At 53.9% G+C, this 19,840-nt stretch carries 23 protein-coding genes; all 23 read right to left on the bottom strand.

The features are described from left to right. Position 1 precedes the first annotated feature (1 nt). Positions 2-5,029 carry a phage tail tape measure protein gene (locus JOD20_RS11660; RefSeq protein ID WP_204755432.1) on the bottom strand — a complete coding sequence of 1,676 codons (5,028 nt, stop codon included), beginning with the start codon at positions 5,027-5,029 and terminating at the stop codon, positions 2-4. Positions 5,030-5,135: 106 nt separating this feature from the next. Continuing rightward, complete coding sequence (locus JOD20_RS11655; RefSeq protein ID WP_204755431.1) at positions 5,136-5,312, bottom strand: hypothetical protein; 177 nt, start codon at positions 5,310-5,312, stop codon at positions 5,136-5,138. Beyond that, positions 5,309-5,617, bottom strand: a complete 309-nt coding sequence (locus JOD20_RS11650; RefSeq protein WP_204755430.1) for a hypothetical protein — start codon at positions 5,615-5,617, stop codon at positions 5,309-5,311. The genes JOD20_RS11655 and JOD20_RS11650 overlap by 4 nt, the downstream gene beginning before the upstream one ends. Beyond that, positions 5,617-6,054: a hypothetical protein gene (locus JOD20_RS11645; protein WP_204755429.1), complete on the bottom strand. Its 438-nt coding sequence runs from the start codon at positions 6,052-6,054 to the stop codon at positions 5,617-5,619. Before JOD20_RS11645 ends, JOD20_RS11650 begins: the two co-directional genes overlap by 1 nt. Before the next feature lie 58 nt (positions 6,055-6,112). Further along, the gene (locus JOD20_RS11640; protein WP_204755428.1) at positions 6,113-6,697 is read right to left on the bottom strand and encodes a phage tail tube protein; all 585 of its coding nucleotides are present in this window, start codon (positions 6,695-6,697) and stop codon (positions 6,113-6,115) included. Continuing rightward, positions 6,697-7,152: a hypothetical protein gene (locus JOD20_RS11635; protein WP_204755427.1), complete on the bottom strand. Its 456-nt coding sequence runs from the start codon at positions 7,150-7,152 to the stop codon at positions 6,697-6,699. The genes JOD20_RS11640 and JOD20_RS11635 overlap by 1 nt, the downstream gene beginning before the upstream one ends. 4 nt (positions 7,153-7,156) lie before the next feature. Beyond that, positions 7,157-7,501 carry a hypothetical protein gene (locus tag JOD20_RS11630; protein ID WP_204755426.1) on the bottom strand — a complete coding sequence of 115 codons (345 nt, stop codon included), beginning with the start codon at positions 7,499-7,501 and terminating at the stop codon, positions 7,157-7,159. Continuing rightward, a complete protein-coding gene (locus tag JOD20_RS11625) occupies positions 7,419-7,760 on the bottom strand; it encodes a hypothetical protein (protein ID WP_204755425.1) in 342 nt (113 codons plus the stop codon). The genes JOD20_RS11630 and JOD20_RS11625 overlap by 83 nt, the downstream gene beginning before the upstream one ends. Next, complete coding sequence (locus JOD20_RS11620) at positions 7,747-8,106, bottom strand: phage head completion protein (RefSeq protein WP_204755424.1); 360 nt, start codon at positions 8,104-8,106, stop codon at positions 7,747-7,749. The genes JOD20_RS11625 and JOD20_RS11620 overlap by 14 nt, the downstream gene beginning before the upstream one ends. Positions 8,107-8,108: 2 nt before the next feature. Next, positions 8,109-8,444 carry a hypothetical protein gene (locus JOD20_RS11615; protein ID WP_204755423.1) on the bottom strand — a complete coding sequence of 112 codons (336 nt, stop codon included), beginning with the start codon at positions 8,442-8,444 and terminating at the stop codon, positions 8,109-8,111. Between the two features lie 3 nt (positions 8,445-8,447). Further along, entirely contained in the window at positions 8,448-8,957 is a 510-nt protein-coding gene (locus tag JOD20_RS11610) for a hypothetical protein (RefSeq protein ID WP_204755422.1), read from the bottom strand. A 5-nt stretch (positions 8,958-8,962) separates the two neighbouring features. Next, positions 8,963-9,229 carry a hypothetical protein gene (locus JOD20_RS11605; RefSeq protein ID WP_204755421.1) on the bottom strand — a complete coding sequence of 89 codons (267 nt, stop codon included), beginning with the start codon at positions 9,227-9,229 and terminating at the stop codon, positions 8,963-8,965. 26 nt (positions 9,230-9,255) lie between these two features. Next, positions 9,256-9,669, bottom strand: coding sequence for a hypothetical protein (locus JOD20_RS11600; RefSeq protein WP_204755420.1), 414 nt, complete (start codon positions 9,667-9,669; stop codon positions 9,256-9,258). Positions 9,670-9,724: 55 nt separating this feature from the next. After that, positions 9,725-11,107, bottom strand: coding sequence for a phage major capsid protein (locus JOD20_RS11595; RefSeq protein WP_204755419.1), 1,383 nt, complete (start codon positions 11,105-11,107; stop codon positions 9,725-9,727). 32 nt (positions 11,108-11,139) lie between these two features. After that, positions 11,140-12,270, bottom strand: a complete 1,131-nt coding sequence (locus tag JOD20_RS11590; RefSeq protein ID WP_204755418.1) for a hypothetical protein — start codon at positions 12,268-12,270, stop codon at positions 11,140-11,142. A 3-nt stretch (positions 12,271-12,273) separates the two neighbouring features. Then, complete coding sequence (locus JOD20_RS11585; RefSeq protein WP_204755417.1) at positions 12,274-14,304, bottom strand: phage portal protein; 2,031 nt, start codon at positions 14,302-14,304, stop codon at positions 12,274-12,276. Beyond that, entirely contained in the window at positions 14,301-14,519 is a 219-nt protein-coding gene (locus JOD20_RS11580) for a hypothetical protein (protein ID WP_204755416.1), read from the bottom strand. The genes JOD20_RS11585 and JOD20_RS11580 overlap by 4 nt, the downstream gene beginning before the upstream one ends. Positions 14,520-14,549: 30 nt before the next feature. Further along, positions 14,550-15,143, bottom strand: a complete 594-nt coding sequence (locus JOD20_RS11575; RefSeq protein ID WP_204755415.1) for a hypothetical protein — start codon at positions 15,141-15,143, stop codon at positions 14,550-14,552. A gap of 293 nt (positions 15,144-15,436) precedes the next feature. After that, on the bottom strand, positions 15,437-16,690 hold the full coding sequence (locus tag JOD20_RS11570) for a terminase large subunit domain-containing protein (RefSeq protein WP_204755414.1): 1,254 nt from the start codon (positions 16,688-16,690) through the stop codon (positions 15,437-15,439). Then, complete coding sequence (locus JOD20_RS11565; RefSeq protein WP_204755413.1) at positions 16,659-17,291, bottom strand: terminase small subunit; 633 nt, start codon at positions 17,289-17,291, stop codon at positions 16,659-16,661. The genes JOD20_RS11570 and JOD20_RS11565 overlap by 32 nt, the downstream gene beginning before the upstream one ends. A gap of 161 nt (positions 17,292-17,452) precedes the next feature. Continuing rightward, positions 17,453-18,217: a peptidoglycan recognition protein family protein gene (locus JOD20_RS11560; RefSeq protein WP_204755412.1), complete on the bottom strand. Its 765-nt coding sequence runs from the start codon at positions 18,215-18,217 to the stop codon at positions 17,453-17,455. 3 nt (positions 18,218-18,220) lie between these two features. Beyond that, the gene (locus JOD20_RS11555) at positions 18,221-18,616 is read right to left on the bottom strand and encodes a hypothetical protein (RefSeq protein WP_204755411.1); all 396 of its coding nucleotides are present in this window, start codon (positions 18,614-18,616) and stop codon (positions 18,221-18,223) included. After that, positions 18,588-19,223: a hypothetical protein gene (locus tag JOD20_RS11550; protein WP_204755410.1), complete on the bottom strand. Its 636-nt coding sequence runs from the start codon at positions 19,221-19,223 to the stop codon at positions 18,588-18,590. The genes JOD20_RS11555 and JOD20_RS11550 overlap by 29 nt, the downstream gene beginning before the upstream one ends. Between the last annotated feature and the right edge of the window lie 617 nt (positions 19,224-19,840).

The raw sequence follows: 19,840 nt of genomic DNA, 5'->3' as shown, positions 1-19,840 counted from the left end.
GTTATTTCCTCCGGTAGGTTTGTTGCTTGATGCGGGCCTTCCCTGCAATCTGCTTCGATCCCTCGTTTATGCCTTGACGCGCCGCGTCGCGCACGCCTTGGCTATCGGTCGCGTTGAAATACTGGTTGATGATGTAGTTTTCGGTTGTGGTGGCCGCTGCGGGCATGGATGGTTGGAAGCCATTCATCCGTGCAGGCATGCGGGTGAGACTGCTTGGGAGTTGCAGCGCACTTTGCATCGGGGTCAACAGGTCGCGCATCGTTTGCGCGGCTGGCGTGACCTTCAGTCCAGCAGGCACATCAAACAGGCCCGGCCCAGCCAGCACGTCAATGCCGCTGCCCGTGACTCGTTCGAGGCCTTCCTCGCCCATCACCGTCAGACCTCCACGCGTAATCCCCCCTTTCGCCATATAGGCAATGTGTCCAATGGCCGTGCCCGGATTGACCATATTTAAGCCGTCAATGACGGTGTTGATGCCGGAAATAATCGGATTGATGATGCGTGCAACAAACGAGCGGAGATTACTCAAGCCGCTTGAAACCGCATCGCTAATCCCGTTGGCAATGCCGCTGCCGATCTCCTTGGCCTTCGTCAACGCTTTACCAGCGGTCTCCCCAATCCAGTTGCTGATTTCCGTCCAGATTTCGCCCAACTTGCCGCCAATAACCGGCAGCACGTCGGTGCTAATCCAGTTAATAAAGGCGAGGCCAATTGCGGCCAGTTTCGGTGCAATACCCTCCAGCACGCCTGCAAGGAACCCATAGATTGCCTCGCCAATTTTGAGCAACGTGCCAGGTAGCCCGGGTAACACATCGGTGATAATCCAGCCGATAAATTTCGCGCCTAGTTGGGCAAGGTTGGCGACGACTCCGGGGATTGCCTCAATGATGAAGCCCAAGAGCTTGCCAATAAATTCGCCTAGGTTGGTTGCCAGTCCGGGCAACGCATCGATTACCCAGCCAATGATGGATGCGCCCCAGCCTGCAAGCTGAACCACGAGGTTGGGTACGTTCTCCACAATGAAGGTGAAGAGCTTGCCAATAAATTCGGCTAGGCCATCGAGCAACGGCGGAATGGCTGCCACCACCCACTCAAAAATAGCCTTACTCCAGCCCACAAGCGTGGTTACGACTTGCGGCAGCTCGGCTGCGAGCCAATTCAGCAATCCGCCAATAAAGGTATTGAGTGCGCCGAAGAGGCCGGGGATTGCATCAAGCACCCATTGGCCCAGCTGCGCCGTCCAGCCTTCCAGCGCGGCTTTCAATTCCGGCGATTGATTAAGCAGCAGTGCAATCGCGCCGCCAATAGCCACAAATGGCGCAACGGCGGCGAGCAATGGCCCAAGCAATCCGCCGACAGCACTGCCCACGGCTCCTAGTGGCCCAAGCAGCGCACCTAACGGGCTGACCAACCGTGTAACCCAGCCAAAGAGCGATGAGAATGTCCCCAGCAGCTTGGATAGCCCTGCGCCGATCGGTCCAAGCGCTTTGGTGACAGCCGCGCCAATGGGGGCCAGCACCCCGCCAATCCATGTGCTGAAGGTGGTAAAACCGCCAATGATCAGGTCAATAATCCCCGCCACGTTGAGTGCAAACCCTTTGAAGGTTTTGATAAAGACGAGGAACAGATCATCGAGCGCGCCAAGCAACGGCTTGAATGCACCGCCGATTTTGGCGAACATTGTCGTGATGCCGGGGTTTGGCCCTGAGAAGGCCAGCGCCAAGCCACCCCACAACACGGTTGCGGCTGGTGCAAAGCTGATTGCGCCGAAGATGGTGGTTAATCCGGCAAGGATTCTGCCTGGCAAGGTATCGAACACCTTTGACCAATCGAACGTGCCCAGCTTAGCAAAGCCCGCCTTGAGTGCATCACCAATGATGCGGCCCACGCCGGATACGCCTGCGGTGATTGCCCCAACCAAGCCGTTTTCATCGAGCGCGGTTTTGACATCGCTGATAAGGGTCGCAATTTGCGGCAGGATGCTTGCTTTCAGCGTCCCGCCCCACTGTGCGCCAAGCTCGCGTAATGGCCCCATCACATTGCCAAGCGATACGAGGATTCCTTGTAGCGCTGTTGAGAAGGGATTTTCTTTGACGAAGCCGACGGCGGCATCGAGCGCTTCGAGCTGGCGATCCTTGAAGTCAACAAAGGATTGGGCGGTATCGGTGACGGTTTTCTGAATATCCTCAATGGGCTTGGGAATGGCCCCCGCTGCGCCCTTGAGATCGGCCAATTGCCCGCTGAGATTGCCCACGCCACCCGCTGCGCCCTTGGCCGCTCCGCCTGCACCCTCAGTTGCTTTCGCGCTGGCTTCCTGCTCGCGTTGGTACTGTTGTTCAACGCTATTGAGTTGGGTGCGAATGCGCCAATACTCGGATGATCCTTTTTCCGCTCCTTCTAATTCCTTCTGCAGCATGCCAATCTTGCCCGCCGTATCCGCCGTGGCATACTGGTAATCGCGCTCCGCTTTGGCGGCTTCGGCGTTCTTTTTCTCAACCTCGGCTAAAGCCTTTTCACGCTCCTTTTCGACCTTCACAATCTCTTTTTGGATTTTGTTATATTCTTCAGAGCCGACGGCGTATTGGCTCTGCTCAGCCTTCAGGCTGGCAAGCTTGGTTTCGGTATCGGCCAGTGACAACTCATAGTCGCGTTGCGATTCGGCGCTCGCCTCCAGCTCGCGTTGGTACTGTTGCTCCGTGCTGGTAATTTGGGTTTTGAGCCGCCAATACTCCGCGTCAGCCTCGGTATATTTGGATTGTTCCTCACGCAGCAACGCGATTTTGCCAGCGGTGTCCGCCGTGGCAAATTGATAGTCCCGTTGGGCCTTGGCTGCGGCCTCGGCTTTCTTGGCCGCATCGTCCATAGCCGCGCCGCCGCCGCCACCGCCGCCTGCGCTCGCCGCTTGACTCAACAGCGCAATCTGGCGTTGAATCAGATCGTTGTGCCGTTGTTGGGCCTTGATCTGCTGGTTTTGCAGACTAATGTCAGCCTCCAGCACGCTCTTGGCTTTAGTAGCAGCATCGAGCTTGGCCTGTGCAGCGGATTGCTCCGCGCCTTGGGATTTCTTGGTGTCACGAATCTTCTTTTCGAGGTTCAGGGCTTGCAGCTCCAGCGCAGCGGCTTGGCGTTCAGCCTCGTCGCCACCCGTGCTGTTGATTAATTCTTGCAACTGCGCGGCCCGCTGCGCATCGCGCACATCGGCCTGCTGATCGCGGATTGCTTGCAGCTGCGCATCGAGCGGCGACAGAATGGCGTTGTATTTCTCGGTGATTCTGTTCAGCTCGCGCTGCGCGGTGGCGGCATCGCGGTTGGCCTGCTCCATTGCCACCATTGAGCGAAACATGCGATCAACCTGATCGCCTGCGGCTCCGGCGCTGCTGCGCACAGCGGCGAACGCACGCTCGGAGACGGTTCCCGTGGTGCGCAATTCGTCAATGGCTGCGGCCACAGCGGTTTGCGAGCCAAGCAGCATCGGGATCATACCCTCTTCCGGTAGTACGCCCGTATCGACCATCGACTTCAGCAACGATTCAATGGTTGACCCGATTTGGTCAAAAATCTGGTAATCGACCTCCCCCCAGCCATCCATCCAGACTTGGGCCGTTTCCGTTCCCCATGTATCGATATCCGGCAGGATTTTTGGTGGTGAATGGGGTTCGAGCCAGTAGGTGATCATGCTGGCAATCGAGTTAAGCGCCTGCATCACAGAGCTGGCAGCGCTCAAAATCCCGTTGGCCAACTGTTCGCCAATGTTGCGTCCATAGTTCACCGCGGATTGGGCCAAGTCGATAAACACGCCAAAGGCAGCTTGTGCGCCATTCGCAAAGGCGGCGAAGTAGGGGCTAACAAACTGAATCGCCGCGCCAATCGCATCAAACACGCCCAGCACGATGCTGCTGATTTGCGGCATGTGCGCCTGGACCCAATCGGCAAAGACAGCAAAGGTGGGGGCAAGGCGATTGGCAACATCAAGCAGCAAGGTCGATAAAGATGCTTTGATATAGTCAATTGAGCGGCCAATACCCTGATCCATGACCTGAAAGGCGCGCTCGGTTGCGCCAGAACTATTGGCCATTTGGTCGAGCGCGGCGCTAAACGATTGCGTATTGCGGCCTGTCAGGGCGAGGGCTGCGCCACCGGCTTCCACGCTCCCAAACAGATCATTGATACCGACCTTGTTCTGGCGTGCCGCTTCTTCCATCAAGATCAAGGCATCCTGAAGATTGTGGCCTTGGGCAATAAAGTCTTTGAAGCCCACGCCCGCAATGGTTTTGAAGGTTTCGGCAGCCTCACCACCGGATTGGGATAATTCAACGAGGAGCTGGCGTAGCTGCGTGGTGCTGACGCTCGTGGGCACGCCCATCGCGGTCATGGACGCAATGGCCGCTGTCACATCGCTAAAGGAGATGCCAAGCGCTTGGGCATTGGGAATCACGTTATAGAGCGAATTGGAGAGGTCGGCAAAGGATGTTTTGCCATAGGCTACGGCGGTAAACATCTGGTCGCTGGCATCCTGCACGCTTAGCACGTCCGCGCCGTAGGCGTTGACGACGCTGGTCAGGCCGTCCACCGTGGTCTTGGTGTCGGTTACGCCGCCAATGGCTGCTTTTTGGGCCACTGCCAAGAAATCAAAGACATTGCCCTCGGGCACGCCAGAGGACAAGGCTTCATACAGGGCAGGAACAACATCCTTGGGCAATACGCCAAAGTCCGTGGCAAAATCCTTGACTTGGCTGGACATCGCGCTCATGGCCTGCTGCGAGGTATCCGGCAGCAAGGTAAACACTTCTTGGATTTGGCGCTCAAAGCCAATAAACGAGGTCATGGCCGATGCAGTAACGCCTGCAATGGCCGTGGTAATGGCAGCGCCAGCGAGGATAACGCCCGATTTCAGCGTGCTGGCAATGGTTCCGCCAATGGACGTAAAGCCACGTTCAGCTACGCCATGAGCTTCCTCAATCCCACTATAGAGGCCGTCTAAATTAATTTCGGTGCCAAGGGCGGCACTACCTAAAGAGAATTCTGCCATCGCACACTACCCCGTTGGGGATAAACACATGGGCACGGGATAGTGGCGATGTGCGGGTTTGCCATGGGCGCGTGGTGCGGCGATGGCGGCTACTTAACCGATTGGGTTATTGCGTTCGGGTTCCGCGCTCGCGAAACCATGCGCGAGCTTTGGTTGGGCTTTGTTCGATTACGGCCATGGGCGTGCGCGGTATACGCTTCGGGTCTAAATACATTTTCTTGATTGCATTGGCCATGGACAATAAGGATCGATAGAGTATTGTCCAGAAGAGTTTTTCGTTCATGCAGGTTCCTTTTCCTTGGTTTTGATGCGCATCCCCATGGATGCAAACCATTCCTCGGCCTTGGCCGGATTGATTTCTTCTTTCTCCATCGGCTGCGCAATCGGTCGTGCCTCGGTAAAGGCCACGCTACGCAAGTGGCGAATCTTCTCGCGATAGTCTGAGCGCTTTAAATGTGGTGCTGTGGCCACGTCAATGCCGACAAGCTGGTCGCTTGCATCGAGCGCAGGCATTTGGCGTGACAGAATGTCAATTTGCCAAATGGGTAACTCGAAAAACCGATCAGGGTCGATGTTATAAAAGCGCACTATCCGCGCGAAGATTTTTTCCGGATCGGCTTCGTGACCAGTGTCGTCCCCGCTGCCGTCTCCGGCGCTTTCACTTTTGGGGCGGTTTCTTCCCTCCACCAGTTCATAAATTGCAGCTTTTCAACCAGTGACATGTGTTGGCAGACTTTGGTTGTCACCTTTGGTACAACGGCCTTAATGAATGAATTCAAGAGTTTTTCGAACTGCTGATTGGCATGCTCGTACTCGGTTTCATGTTCATCATCTTCGACTTCAACATCGGCAAGCGCGGCTAATACCGCTTGGTGGGCTGCGATTTGCGTCTGCAAGCGATCAATGATGGCAAGACTGCGCAAACCAAATTGGTTAGGCCGCAAGACATCGTATTTATTTCCATCGTAGTCGCTAAAAACCAATGGTTCTGGTGCAAGATTAAGCAGCGTAAATTCTTTTGGCATTGGAAACTCCTTATCGTGATTCGTGGGCGGTGATGAGCCGCCCTGATACAACAATCGATTAGTTGATTTGAACGGTGCCCCATCCCATTTTGTCGTCGTCGCTCGCTTGAGCGTCGTCTTCAAGCGTCATAAACTCACATTCCAACTCGGCGCGGGTGGCCTTGCCACGGGCAGGGGCAGGATTGCCGGATTGCACACAGCGTGGAATATAGTTTTGACCTGGGTACTGCCCATAGGGGCTATCAGCTGACCCACGCAGTAGGAGCGCATATTCGGTTGGGGTTGCGCCCCGCTTGAATCCCAACCGCTTGACGTTGGCGGAACCACTGGTTCCTGTCGCAATCCGGCCAACATTATTGATAATGCGGGCATATTTTTCATAGGTCATATCGACCACGGTGAACGTCACCATCAAATCTTCTTCGGGCCGCGTGACCTTCACGGGGCCTTGGTGATCATTATCGCGAAACACTTCCAGATCACCGGAGTGTTCGATGGTTTGATCGCCCGTGGTTGGGCCAAGTTTGTACCATGTCGCAGGTACTGCCGCATCGATTGCAGGCTCGGCAGTGCCATAGGGGGCGACATACACGTCAACTGGGCCAACCAGTTGGGCGTAAGGACTCATTGCAGTTCCAGCCATTAGTGATACTCCTCAAGTGCATATTCATGGATACGGTAGCGGGCATAGCCAACCACCATATCGATCGACAAATCAGGGTCAACGGTCGTAAACGGCGATGCGTCCATGACGAGGAAATAGATCAGCGCCGTGCCGTTGCTGGTATTGGCCGTCGTGCGGCCTGGTATGGCGCGCATTAATTCGATCAGGGTGTTATAGACCTTCCGCGCCGCTGCGGACGTTGCGCCATAACAGCGCAGCTCCACGCGGCCCACATGATCGCCAATGTCGATATCGGGGACGCTGCCCGGATCATCTTTGGCAACAATGCAGGACTCTCCCGTTTTCCATGCATTTGGGCTGCCCGCTTGGGCAAACTTATGCTTGCCAGCGACGCGATCTCCAACAATCTCGCGAACGTTGGTGTTATCGCTGAACAGTTTCAGAATGGCAGCAATCGGATCAATCATGGACATCGTGCTAACCCCTCATGTGGCGTTCGATAATCTCAATCACGCTCGGAATGGTCTTTTGTAAGCCTTTGGTCAAATATTCATACTTGCGATGAATCACCCGCGCGTAGGCGCTCACAGCGCCTTTGGTTGTGCCAATTCCGCCAATGATGCGCCGCCCACGCGTGACGGCGGGAATGGACGTAATCGACCGTCGCAGCGCACCCGTGCGTACGCCGTGGCCTGGGTAGAGTTCGGCTTTGGCGTGGCGCTCAGCGGTGCGATCAATTTCATTCAGTGCTGCTGTGGCTCGGTTGGTCACTTGGCGTAGCGTTTGGTCGCCGCGCCAATCGAGCTTTACCCGCTTGCGCATCAGCAGTTCCTTCTGGTTTTGGTTCCGGCGTTGGCTCAGGGTCAGGTTCTGGACTTGGCACCGGCTCTGGCGTTGGCTCAGGATCAGGCTGCGGCTCTGGTTCTGGCGTTGGCTCGGGGGGCAGTGCTTCTTCAACTAATGCTTCGATCTGATCAGCCGCAATAAACACGCGGCCCCGAATACTGATCGCATTGCCGGTTGCCAGTAACCAATCAATGGTTGGCCGTTCGACTTCGGTCGGTCGTTCAACGTCGGTCATGGAAATACTCCACAGTACAGGTGATATGGCGCTGGCTCTTGGCGCGGCGTGGCTTGATTTGATCAATCCGGTACACGCCAGGTGTGGCAACGCCATCAATCACAAGATTCACAATTTGGTCGCCGTGCTTGATATCCGTGCCTGCGCGCAGCATCAGCGCATAGGTCGTGATCACGGCGCGTTCGGCTTCATCGGTTCGCTGCACACGTTCTTCCTTGATTACAAGGCGACAGACCACATCGGTGAGGAGGGTCTTCCACGCTAGGATGTCCGTGTTGTAATCATCCTGCGTGGTTTCCGCTCGCTGAATCTCGCATCGGTGATTGAGGTGTGGATCGATTGCCATGATTAGACTCGCACGGGATACAGCGTTGCCGCTGCGCTAAAGGTCACCTGAATGGTGCCATCGGCTTGGTTATAAATGGTGGTCGGAAATGGGCCAATGGCTTGCTGCTTCGTTGCACCAACTGACGCGGTCAGGTCGGTCACAGCTAAACCATCGACCGTCCCCGGTGTTTGCACGGTCACAGTGCAACCTGGGGTTGAGGTGACAAGCAAGACCACGCGGCCATTGTTGGGAATGAAATACGTATCGCTGGAGTTGACGACAGTGCCACCATCGGTCACATTCAAGCCGTTTGAACTCCGGCGGGCATCGTTGGGTTGAACGGTCTGGTTTGCCATTGCTTAGACTCCCGTAAAAACTAAAGTTCGATAGATGCGGGTGCGTTCACGCTCCCAATCAGGAGCTTCGTAGCTATATTCTTGGGCCACCGACTCACGCACCATGGCCGTGCGCTCAATCGCGCCTCGGACAAGCTCAATCGTGGCTGCTTTGCGGTTTGGGCGATCATCGGCGGGCACATAGACCACACGCACCCGCGCACCCCAGCGGACGTAGAGTCGTTCTATGCGTCCGCCATCCTCCCAGACCTCGTAGAGATTGCTGGCAACGGGGGAATAGGCTCCGGTGTCGCGATCCTCAACACTGGTCACGCTCACGATGCGATGCGGCAGATAGAGGTTGGTCGCACCGCCACGCACCACCTTGGTGACGCTGGCAACGCCATCGTTTGGCGCGCCAATGCGACTCGTCATAATCGCTTCTTCGCGTTCGACAATCACTGCAAGTGCGGTATCGTCGATTCCGGTTGTGACCACGGCGCGAAACTCGGCCAGTGTTAAGAGACTTGCCATCGGTCTTACTCCGTTGCTTTTTTCTTACCTTTTGATGCCTGCTCGTCAGGCGCTTGGGTTTGACCCTGATCATCAGGTTTTTGCTCGAGTTCTGTTTGCAGCTTGGTCATAGCCTGCTCGGCAGCTTCAAGTGCTGATAGGTCAACAAATGAATCTGGCGAATCGTGCAGCAGGTGTTGGCCAATTTTTTCATCAACCTCAAACACATCGCCTTCGGCATACGCAACCTTCAGTGGTTTATTGCTGTAGGCGCTAATACATTCGAGTTTCAACAAAACCTCCTTATACGTGCAATCGCCTATGCAGCGGGCAGTAATTTGCCAATCAGCACCACATCAAGGTCAGCGGTTGTTGGCGCGTATGCGCCGTTGGTCGTAACCGACACGCCGACCAATACACCTGGGTTGATTGGCGCGGCATCGACACGCTTCACACCAACGGCTTGTTGTACAAGGTCACTCAACACAGCAGTTGGGCCATTGCCCAGCACCACGCCGCCCGCTGTTACCGCGAACGTGGCGGTTCCGGCTGCTAAGTCGGCATTGCTCGCACCGCTTAAGCAGATAGGATGAAATTGATAGCCTGGGGGAACCTTGAAGCCCGTTGTGCCCTGCGGAAACGTCAGTGCAGTTGTGGCACTGGCGGCGGGGTTGGCGATGCTCAAGATCAAGGTCACATCAGTGCCATCATTGCGATCTAATTCATTGGCCATAACTACCTCAAAGAATGAGCGTTCGCCCTACGCGCACAGGGCGACGCGAAATTGATTACACGGCGACGTTGCGGCAGCCAGCGGTGTGCTTGGCAGTTGACCGCGTGCCATGGGCTGCGATAGCTTGACGGAAGCTGCTGACCATGATGTAGGTGCGAGCGCGCACATCGCGATCTACTTCGATCAAGAGGTCGCGCATAAAGCCAACAGTCCACATGGCGCGGTTCATTGCAGTAAAACCACCCAGCGTATTGGCAGCAGGAATGTTTGATTGCTTGCCATCAGCTTCAGCCTTGTTGTAGGATTCACTGAGCACGATCGGCACGCCGCGATAGGAGCCTAATTGCCCACTCAAGACCACGGCACTGGGGCCAAATTTATCGATGGTGGTTACGGTATCCAACTTGAGAAACCCGCCCAAGTAGGTGCTGACATCGGTCAAGATGGCTAATTTTGATGGATCAGTGGCATATTTATCCATCTTGCCAAGGGTTGAGGTGATATCGCCATCAACCAACGCATCGCCACCAGCATCAAAATTTTGGGCAGTGTTATCGACCAACCATTGATGCCGAATGCCGTCTTGCCCTTCGCTGAGATAGTAGCTATCGGCATCAGGGGCAGCGTCGTCACTATTGATATTGCCGCTGCTCGCCAAGGTGCTATCAGCATTCAAGGCAAAGGCATCCATGGCCTCGCCACCCGACAACGCCAAGTTGGCACGCATGGCTGGCATCAGCGCCACGACCGCCTCTTCGTTCAGGGTGTATGACCATTCCTGATCGGCAACCAATTCGGTTGCGGTCAAGGTGACTTTTTGGGTACTTGAGTCGCTGGTTGTGGTGCGGGTGCGCTCCTTGCCTTTGCGCCATGTTGGACGGCCTAAGCCTAAGGGCATTTCGAACGGATTGCTGGTCATATTGATGGGTTGCATCAAGCCAATAATGCGCGATGCCAAATACATGTCATCCCACAATTGCGTGGCCATATCGGTTGGGACAATTTCAGCACCCGTGCCTGTGCCTTCAGCAGTCATGGTCTTGATTGCCATATCCAGATCATCGGAAGGGGCATTGACGAGTTTTGGCATAAGGGCATGGGCACTTTTGATCAGGTTGTGCGCCATCCAGAGGTCAACCGGCTTGACCTTGGTTGCACCATAGCGGCTGCTGCCAGCTTGCTCGAAATTCTTGAGCATGCCGTGGTAGCGGTTGCTCTTCGATAGCACTTCGCCGTTGGGGCCAACCAACGCGCCAGGTACACGCCGATCTGGGGCATCCTCCAGCTTTTGCTGGGCTTGCATATCGGTCAAGGCCTTGAATTGGGTCGCAAACTCGGCCTTGAGTTTTTCGGAATCAATCAACCCGCCTTCGCGGATTGCATTGGACAATTGGGCGATTTCGCCTACCAATGTTTCAAATTCGGCTTGTGTTGCCATGGATATACCTCAATAGAAAAAGTGTTGATTACTTAGCGTTTAATGACGGTCTTGAATGAGGCGATCACCTCACGAATATTGGTTTTGTCGATGTCGATCACCTCCTCGGGTGCTGGTTGCGCTTTAGTGGTTACATCTTCGTCAGCCTCGGCCTTGGTTTCGTCACTGCCACAGGCTGCGCCCAATGCGCACGCAGTATCGTGCATTTGTTGAACGAGATTCATATCTTTGGTGCTGTGCCGTGCTCCCGCCTTGCCAATGACCTGAAGCATCGAGCGCTCAATGGTTGTCATGGTGGTGCTGATTTCCGGCCACTCGCGATCTACTTCAACCCACTCATCGCGTGGTTGAACCTTGACCAACCCAGCCTCAATCGTGAAATCAACGCGGTAGAAGGCAAGGCCAATACAGGCAATCGCGTGATCCTCGTAGACTGCTGCCACGTGGCGACGCACGCCGTCATAGTGGTAATAGCCATCGCTATCCCGATCCCACAACACCCGATAAATCGCGGTGCTGACTTCCTCAACCAAGCGATCAAGGCTGATACTTTTCTGAAGCAAACCACCACCGTCGAGCACGGGAATGGATGGATGCATGGGTGCTTTCGCCATAGATTCAAATCCTCCATAGAAGCGGCGAACAACCTCGGCAGATGGTTGCACGCCTAATTGGCGTAACGCATCAGGGTTCATCGGAATGGGCACGAGTGACCACTCCACAAATTCCCACGATGGAAAAATGAAGCCACCGCTGGAATTGGCTTTATAGGTCAGTGGCCGCATACCGATGCTGGCACAACGCACCCAACCGCCCGTCCATTGCAACAGGATGATGGTTTGCGGATCAAAATCATTCGCTGCTGGGCGCATCTCGAAATCAATGTCGATATACTCTTTCGTGCGATCAATCACGAGTGAGCGGCCAACGGTTGACCATGGATCGGCATAGTTGTGCATCCATTGCACAACCGGATTGAGCAAGTAGTTATCGAGAATCGCTCCACTCGGTGGAATGATGTCGTTTTCACGGTCGAGCCGTGCGGTATTAACCCGAATCCTGCCGCCTGGCGTTTCGCCTTCTTCCGCCTTGCGAATTACTTCAAAGTTGAATGTTTTGTGAATGACTGGCGCATCGGGGCCAGCCTTGATAATGCGAGCCATGACCTATCCTTTCGGTTCTACTGGTGCAAATGCGCGGGTACAGTTGGGGTGCTGCAACAGTTTTTGCTGCGCTTCCTTGAGTGTCCATTTTTGGCCGTTTGCGATTTTGCAGGCCGAATCAGGATCGTCTTGGCCGTTATCAAAAACTTCCACCTCCTTAATGCCAGCGTCCTTATAGCGGGCCAACGTGCAGATGTTTTGGGCCGTCCCCAGCTCGGTGCGGGCAATCGTGCGAGCACGATTTTTATAGGTTTCCTGAATCAGTACCTTGATACCTGGCTGGTTCTCATCGCCTTTGATTAATTGACTTATCGTCCAGCCTTGTTCGGTTGCATATTTCAGCAGCGCTTGCAAGGCCGTCTTGGTCGTTTCGTCAATCATGCGGACTTGCTCGCCTGCTTGGTCGAGCGCTGCGACGACTGCCGCGTTATCGGCATCAAATTCAACCGTGACCCCTAAGGCCTTATTCCACGTCTCCCAGCTGGCTTCGCAAATCTGTAAATAGAAGCTGCCAACAATGTCACCAAGTTTGGTCACATCGTCGTCCGTGATCAGCACGTCAAGGTCAGGCACCGCTTTTCTGGTAATGGCCTTGTGCCAAAATCGTGCGAATTTATTGGCACGAGCACGCGACACAACGTTGTTGGCCAACTCCTCGAAATAGCCTTCAATCGCCACTTCCATATCCGCCGCAACGCGCTTGCGAATCTTTTGGAGTGCGCGGCCTGTGCGGGCTGCGCTCGGCTTCTTGGCTCTAGCTAAAACCTCAACGCCTTTGGTTTGCGGCGCTGGCAGCGGGACGCCCATTTCATCAGCCGGAATCAGGTTTGATGGCAGATAGCCCACGTCGCCACCTGGAATTGCCCCAATGCCAAGACTGAGTGACCCATCAACGACATTGAAGGGCACGCCCATAAGGAAAAGCTTGGTTGCTCGTTCGAGCAGCGCATCATCATCTTGTTGCAGCGCACTGACATCGCTGACATCGGTTTCGATGCGCTCGCCCTTATTCAGGAGCGGCATGGTGTAGGTGAAATGCTTGGTATAGACCGAATCACGCCGCCCGATGTAGGGCTTCAGTGTGACCCGCCATAGCAAGCGTTCAGCCATTTTCAGGTTGTCATAGGTATCTTTGCCATAGCCCATAATCTCGTCTGGAATCCCAAACAAGCCGCCGATTTCATCACGGGCAAAACGCCGCTGCTCAACCCACTCCATATCCTTTGGTGCCCAGCTGTATGGCACGATGGTGGTTTCATCGTCGAGCATCAGGGGTCGGCCAGTCCCATGTTTGTCCATCACCTGCTGTTCAAGGCGCTCTTTTTCACCATCGGTCAAGAACTTCTTGGTCGTCACGGCAAACTCTGGCTTGGCTCCCGTGGTCACAATGCTTTCATTCCAGCGTTGGCCAGCAACATCGAGCTTTACGCCCGTGCGCAGCGCGCCAAGCACCGTAATGCCACGCCATACGTTGCGCGGGTTGTAGAAACGATCGAAAATCATATGACTTGCAGGGACGCGGATCGGGTCAGCGTCTTGTCCATAAAACACAAATTCGGCAATGCGCGGGTAGTTGAGTCGCGCATAGTCCGGCAGAATCCACAACCGATCAGGCCGTCGATTCCACATCTCAATCACTTTTGTTTTGGCCTTGTTCGTGACTAATTCGACCGGATTCTCACCACCAAGAATCAAGTGAATAAAGTATTGTTGCCAGTGTTGACTGGGCGTGGTTGTATCGTTGATATAGCCGAACAAGTCATTGAGCGGGTGCGATTTGAGCGGCTTGCCATTGCTATCGACAACGCGCACGGGCAGCGGAGCCAGCGACTCAACAATCACGTTGACGGCTTTGCGCACCCACACATAGCTGTTGTAGATGCCCGCGAACTCCATGTAATTGTCGATTTCGTACAACGAATCGCCCGTGCGGGCACTACTAAAGACATGCTCAATACCATGCAGATGCGGCAGGTACTTGCTGGCTTTTCGGATTGCAGCGACGCGCTGCTTGATTGCCTCAATAAACTTCATAGCCGGCCACTCCGATAGCCTTCAACCACTGCCGCGATGAGCCAGATACAGAACGAAACCACCACCCCAACGAACCAGCCAAAGACAAACGGAACAACCAACAGCACGATGGGCAGCGATTCGCGCAGCCATTGGCCAAGCAGCTGCACCCACACCACAACCATGGCAATGACTTCGATACAAAAGAGTTTGATTGGTGTGGTGATGCGCTTCATGGATTCCTCCACTTGGGAAATTCCCAAGTGCTAGTCGTTGGTGGTAAACCGCTCAATCATGCTCATAATCAGCCGACTTGCTGCTCGGCGACGGTCAAACGTTTTATCGTCGTCGGTCAGCGTAATCAGAACATCGTCGATGTCCTTTGTTAGCTGCTTCAAGCGATCGCTATCCACTACCGCCTTGCACACGGCTGCCGAAAAATCTGGCTCTGCTGGAGCTGGAGCAAACAACGCTTCGAGTTCAGCAATGATTTGTTGCTTTTGGGTGGCAGCATTCCCAACAGGCCCGCCTGTCAATCGCCAGCGCTCAAAGAGGCGAAAAACCAGATCATCACGAGTTGGCACAGAATCGCGGCGTGCATCGCCACGTTGGCGGGCATAGACGTTTTGCATGGTGTCGAAAAAATCAAAGAAGTTTTGACTGAGTGTCGCAACCGCCTCGCCCACTTCTTCAGCAAATGGATGAAGTGCGGCAGTAGCGGTTGGCGTTTCTTCTACCGCCTGCGCAGCAGACTGACACTCATTAACTTGCCCTGACACAAACTCAACCCAACGTTCAACTGCATTGAGTAAGGGAGCCATGTATTGAGCCACTTCTTTGTGCATCTGGTCTTGATCCATGAAAGATCTCCTGTATGAAAAACCTGCATTCGTAGCCTGGCTTTTAGATTGTCCATTCGGCGCTTTCCTTACAGCCTTGATGTGAAGTGCTCGAATGTTTTCGTTATATCCGCCTCGGTTAGCGGCGATGTATCAACTGGCGTATCGAATGAGCCAGCGAACAAGGTTGGGTCATCCTTGCGCTTGAGTAATGCCTCCATAAGCACCCAATCGAACGGCCTAACTTCTTCAATCCCCGGTAGCTCTTGCTGGAGTGCTCGGCGCTCCCGTTTTCTGCGGCTTTTGCGTCCCATTTAGACAATCCCCCGCCGAATACGCCCAATGATGTAGCGCTCAGCGTCCATAAAGTGAAATGTCGATTTATCCTCAATTTCCTCGGTCGGCTCGCCTTCCTTATCCAGTGCTCGGCTATAGCTCCCCTTCTCGGCTAAGTAGCCATCACAATCATCAAAGACATAGATTTCATTGCGCGCGTGTGCGCCAAACACACGGTTAATTCCAATTTCAACTTCTTTGATGTCAGGCTCGTTGACGGGTAAGCCTGCCATCCGAAACTCACGCCGCCATTGCCCCTCGCTCTTCGAGCCGCCCACACAGAGTGGAATCATTGGCTCGCCTTTGCGCAGGTCGCGTGCATGCTCCGCTGCCGTCTTTTCGCCTGCTTTGTATTCGCGATACAGATACAGTTTTTTGCTGGTTGGCTCCTCGGCGTAGAACAATCCGGCGGTATTCACGCCGCCGAAGTCAAGCCCTAGGTAGCGCTGCCAATCATCTGGAATCGTGAAGCGCGGAACCTTGTGAATCTCCGGCTTGAATGACCCATAAATCAGCCCCGCAGGCCGCTCAAACATCCCCTTGTAAAACATCCTGAACTTCCACAAGGGAAGCTCTGCCCGTGCCCGCTCGTACTCCGCTCGCGGAAACACCGGATTCATAATTGAGGCGAAATTCACCACCTCAATCGTTTTGTCGCCCTTGAGCCACTTGTCGTGCAACACCTTCAGCCAACCAAGGTCATAGGGTGTTGTCGTGATTAGGGCGCGTCCTTCATTGAGTGACAGCCGCCGCTGGAGCGCTTCCCAGCTGGCGAGCTTGAACTTCTTTTGCCCTGCTTCGTCACACCAAACCGCTTTGGCGGTTGCGGATTCGAGCGATTCCGGATCAGCCGCATAGCCAAAAAACACCGTGGTTGTGTCTGCATTCAGACCAAAGATTCGCTTTGCACCAGCCTTGCTGAATTCAAAGCGCCGAACCGGCGATCCGTAGTAGCGGCCTAGCTTCAGCGTTTGCTCAAACAAGCGCCGGAATTCCGGCAATGCCTTGACCTCTAACAGCGGATAGGTGGGCGTGACCACCATATAGTCGCCAGGCCCGCGTTGTTTAATCTCGCGATACAGCCATTGCGGCCCAAACGATGTTTTGCCTGATTGCGTCCCAGCAATAACCGCAATGAATCGGCGTTCCGACTCCCAAGCCTGCGTCTGCCCATAGTGCAGATCAAGCTCAAGCCGACCATTAGTCGTCGTCCAGAGCTGGGGGACGCTCATGGCTCTTCTTTACAACGATTTCAGAAATTTCAATTGGGCCACCATCCTCGCCAGTGACTTCCGCGCGATCCACCCACATCGCGTGATACTTGCCCAGCGTGGTCAGTGCATCCTGCGCGTTGTATAGCTCTATTGATTCACCTTTTGGTCCCAACGAATACTTCTTAATCAAGTGCATCTTGCCGAGGTTTTGGGCTTTGACGAGGCTGAGGTAGACAGCCGGACGCATGGCTTTCTCCTCGGTTTCCTCCAAAATTACCTCTTGCCCTTGACGGCCCTTGTCATCAACGCTGATCTGAATCCGGCGTTTTTCAATCGTTCGCTCTTCCATGCCGATAAAAAAGAAATCCTGCATGGTGCCACGAGCTTGCTGTGCGAGCCGCCCCAAGATTTCAGCCTTGGGCATGATGCTGTCGAGTCGGCGATTGATCTCGGCCTGAATCTCAGGTTTTGTCAGGTTTTCTGATCCGATGCTCCGCGCCGAACGTTCCGCATATTGCGCACGAATGGCCGCCTGTGTGGCGTTGAAATCGACCAAATATTCATCAACAAAGCGCCGTTGTTTCGCCGTCAATGCTTTTTCTGCTTTGTTGGTGGTCATTGGTCACCGCCTCGGTCGTGTCGCCGCTGGCGCGGCGGGTAATAATACGTTTGAGTTCTAGGGTTCTTGATCAAGGTCTCTGAAAAATCGCCATAAATCGATATTGATAGCGATCAAAAAGACATACACGAAGCCGAGATAGCCCAGCGCACACCAGATCATTAGGCTATTTTTCGCGATGTTGTAGGGTGAACAAAACCACGCATGTCACCACTGTTCAGCCATTCATCAATACCGGCGATTGATTGACCACGGGTAATGCCGTACACATCAAACTGATAACCAACCGGATAGACCACGGCAATTCCTGCTTGGGTCGTAGGCGCTTGTCGAACGTTGGCTCCATCTGGGCTAATAACTTCGTAACGACCAAGGCGATCCGTTTCATTTCGCCACGTTTTGATCTTGTCCATCAGCGGGATGCCTGGGCATTCGCTGGGATTCCACTCCTTATGACCCAATGTTTTGGACTTCGCATGAAACCCGCGATCATCAGCCAACGCATTGAACAGTTTGATCATGGAATCCCATTGTTTATCCGCTGGGCGTTGCTTGCCACCAATAGGCGCATGGACGGCAACGGTTGTGTTGTTGCCCGTCGCATTGCCACAATGCCAAAGGATGTCACTCTGGTTGCGTAGCCAGTAGATAGTCCCGCTCGCCCCAACGGCGTAGTGGTACATGACCCCATGGCCATAAATAGCTACGCCTTGGGCATAGCCCCAAATTTTCCCAACGTGATACTTGGCAATCGCCTGAAGATGTCGAATCTCCGCGCTTTCAAGCACGGCAATATCGGTTGCATCGCCGTTGTAATGCACCGCACTGCCACCAATGTTTTTTAGTGGCCGTGTGATGAGATGGCGCGATGGACGTCGCAACAGCAGATGCCGAATATCAACAACTGGCAAATCAAGGATACCCATTGGCTACACTCCGTCGGTTACAACCGGCACGAACGAACTATCAATCAATATTGGCCGAAGGCGCTCTTGTTTGGCCGCTTCGGCCTCAATCAATGGTGTCAGTGTTTTAGGATCAAGGTCGATATCAAACCGCTTGGCATAATTGATGGCTGCGTTGACCGCAACGTCTTTGGCTGATTCCCATGCATGTTCTGGGGTAAAGCCTTGCGCAGCGGCGGCTCGTTCGCCGACTTTGACGGCGGCATACAAAACTGCCTGCTGATGTTCAGTCAATTTCGAGTTGATGAAGGCTGTACCAAGCTTGATCAGAGCTGGGCCTGAATGGGCCAAGATGCCAAAAATGACCGAAAGTAGCACAGGGACAATGGCGTTAGCGATTGCGTTGATGGTTACGAGCATTGGGCTTACCCTCCTGATTCGTTGGTAATGATTGATTTGGTTGGGTTGGGTTCCGACGTTCGCGGCTCAGCTGGGGTTGACGGATATAGGCATAGATGCCTGCGATATCCAGCTTCATATCATCGAGGTCTTGGCGTGAGGCCCGCAGTTCTATTTGAATGGCTTGCATGGTCATCACGGCTTGGGTATTGACCTCCGTATTTTTCTTGTAGGCATCCAGTAACTCGCCATCATAGACATGCGAAAGAAGCTCAAGTTCCTCGCGTCGTAGTCGCGATTCACGCTCTTGTGCATCTTGCTTAGCCTTCTGCTTGGCATCAGCACGTTCGGGATTGAACCACGAGACAAACCAATCCCAAATTTTGCTTGCGACTGCTGATCGACTTAGAAAAAACAACAGCACTATCAGGATTCCAATAAGGCCATTGCCATTAATCAATTTGATTGCTTGTTCAGCCTCGGCCATTGGGCGATCCTTGAAAATAACAAACGTAAGGCCAGCATCGAAATCCGGTAGAAGGTAGGTTAAAAAGCAAAAGCTCGCGCTAGTTCCCCAAGGAACTAACACGAGCCGCTTCTTCGTGAGCGTGATACCAGCGACAATCATCAAGCCAGCCATCACGAACGGATATGCAAATGTATTAAGAATTTAGCACATTTGTTTTCAATCGTCAAGTGGTTTGCCTAACGATCCCTAGTCGTTGCTTTTTACGCCGCTGCCGTTTTGGCGCATACCAAACCGTTTGGTTCTTGCAGGCTCCACAGGTGATTGGGGTGGTGGTTGTGATGCTGGCAAGCCCACAGATTAATGCAAAGCCATCATGTGGAATGAAACCCAACGGCGTACCACAGTGGGAACAATAAAAAATTTGAAAAGTCATGACTTTATCCCACATATCCCACATATCCCACATTTTTCCGAATTCCGAAAATTTCGGAATTTGGTGTCAGTTTCTTTTTTGCGGTTTTGAAACTGGTGTCACTGTAGGATTGGCTAGTGTCACTGGTCGATGAATGAATCGAACGCCATCTAGAAATACATCATCAAGCTGAAGGCGTAATCCGGCTTGATTCTGGTTGAACTTCAATGGTACGCCGCTGATCTGGCAATACACTATGGCGCTGCGCAGGTGGTTTGTCAAGAAGTGTGCAAAATCAATCTAGCCAGGCATGCGAATTTTACGAAGCTGGAGCGTCCGAACGACCGCATAAAAGAGTAATAAA

It is taken from the genome of Herpetosiphon giganteus (genome assembly GCF_016907925.1).
Lineage (GTDB): Bacteria > Chloroflexota > Chloroflexia > Chloroflexales > Herpetosiphonaceae > Herpetosiphon > Herpetosiphon giganteus.
The sequence above is the reverse complement of the archived record's forward strand: the minus strand, read 5'-3'. Positions and strand labels throughout refer to the sequence as shown.